The organism is Oikeobacillus pervagus, from assembly GCF_030813365.1.
Taxonomy (GTDB): domain Bacteria; phylum Bacillota; class Bacilli; order Bacillales; family DSM-23947; genus Oikeobacillus; species Oikeobacillus pervagus.
In genome coordinates this window covers 1-1850 of sequence record NZ_JAUSUC010000097.1, presented here as the reverse complement: position 1 = coordinate 1850, position 1850 = coordinate 1, and the positions used below count along the sequence as shown (strand labels likewise).

Annotated in this window: 1 protein-coding gene and 1 pseudogene; both read right to left on the bottom strand. The window is 32.1% G+C overall.

All coding sequences use genetic code 11. The annotated features are described in order from the left end of the window. Positions 1–467: 467 nt before the first annotated feature. Positions 468–1262 (bottom strand): Imm47 family immunity protein, encoded by a 795-nt coding sequence (gene imm47, locus J2S13_RS16765; protein ID WP_307258966.1) that lies wholly within the window; start codon positions 1260–1262, stop codon positions 468–470. 22 nt (positions 1263–1284) lie between these two features. Continuing rightward, positions 1285–1850: pseudogene (locus J2S13_RS16760) on the bottom strand (WXG100 family type VII secretion target); the annotation flags it as partial.

Sequence of the window (1850 nt, the reverse complement as noted above, 5' to 3'; positions counted from 1 at the left end):
TTTTTTCATCTAATAAGTGAAAAAAAGAATCCCACTGAGAAGCCGGTAAGTCAGCATTTCAGTGGAATTTTGTATTTGTCGGTGAATAATCTAGGTTATTATATCTTATTTCTATACTAAGACAAAAAAAGCACTTGTTGCCTTTAATTGACAATCAAGTGCCTTAAGTTCATCCGTTTTTAAGTAGCATTAAATTTGTAAGTTTTATGGAAACAGTATGACACCTTTTATATATCGTGATAACTACTACGTTAAAAACTTACGAGTTTGTACGAGTTCGTTAGTTTAATATACATTCCATGTGTTTATATTCATCACCCAGTAAAATGTCATCTCGCCTAAGCTCGTACCTCGTTTTCTTATTCTATCATTGCACATAGTACAGCCATCATGAAGTATGTATTTTCAAACACACTATTATTTTTTCCTATCCACTTCACATATACTTTGTTTTTCATAGGTTATAGTTAAAGCTTATATCCGTAAAAATATTTTTGTCCCTTTTCCCAGTTTTCACTTGAAAGTTCGTTTATATAGTCAATAAAATCTTTATAATTACTTGCACTAATAATAGTGTTGTAATCCGCAGGTATTCTTTTACCAGTCCAAATTGATAATAAAGATGGTATTAATTCCATTTTTAATTGCTCCTCATTATTAGCAGCAATCATAACCCGCTGAATCAATTTTTTAGCTAAGTCTCCAGGAAAAGCTAAATTCTGTTGAAAATAATAACTATTTGTATCCTTCTCCTGACAATACTTAAAATAAAAATTTCCAATTTCATCTATAGTTGCATCTTCACCAATTTGATCTTCAAAATTAATAAAGGAATCAATAGAGTCTCTTATAATAGTAGCTGTATCACTGAATTCCTCCCACTCTTCAAATAAAGCCAATAAATATGGAATTACCTCAAGAGAAAGTGAGGTTGTGGCTGCTGATGCAAAAGTGTCTACTGTTTCTTCAGTTATCTCACTAAGAAAACGGAGATTATTTGAATCCCTTAAGTCTTCATGTGTTGCGACAGATAAAAATACTCTAATACATAAATTCAGAACCGCTTCATCTTTAGTCTGATTCATTAATTGAACTAATAGTGGTTTTTGAGTAAAATCCCCCGTTTTAAATAATTCTATTAAGTTAAATAAAACTTCCGTTTCTGTTACAGATTTTAAAATTTTTTCTTTTATTTCCGATTTAGCTAAAATTGTTTTTTCTCCAAACCATATACTATTCATAAGATTTCTCGTTTCTCCCATAAATGCACCTACTTTCAGTAAATTATCTCTTTCCATTTTCTCGTTGCCATTTCAGAACTTTATTTTGAAAAACAGTAACCTCAGTGTGTTGTGGATTATTACCAAATACAATAATCCCCTTTTCATTCTCATGTATTTTTAGTACCTTAGCATTTTCTTTACCATAACCCATTTCATGATAAAAATCCAAATTCAAATCATCAATTTGCTCTCGACGAATAGTCGATTCTCCTGTATTCTTTAAATTTGAACTTACATTCTCTCCCCCAAAAGATAAACCTTGTACATGGTGACCTTTTTCAAGTTCCCCTCTTCTAACCAACGCTTGATAGTCTGCTCTTGCTTCCTTTAGTTCTTTACCCTTTACTATTGTAGATTCATCAGGATTAGGATACCAATCAGGGTTAGTTTCGTGTAATTTTTTTGCCTCATCATAATAAGGTCCATAAACATCCTTACTCGAAGAATTATTACCCGTACCCTTAGCACCCGTTCTCTCAGCCCTAGAAATCGTTTCCTTCGTTTTCTTTTTCGGAACATCCGCCTTCTTTACATCATGGACAATCCCTTCAAAGGCTGGTTTTCTTA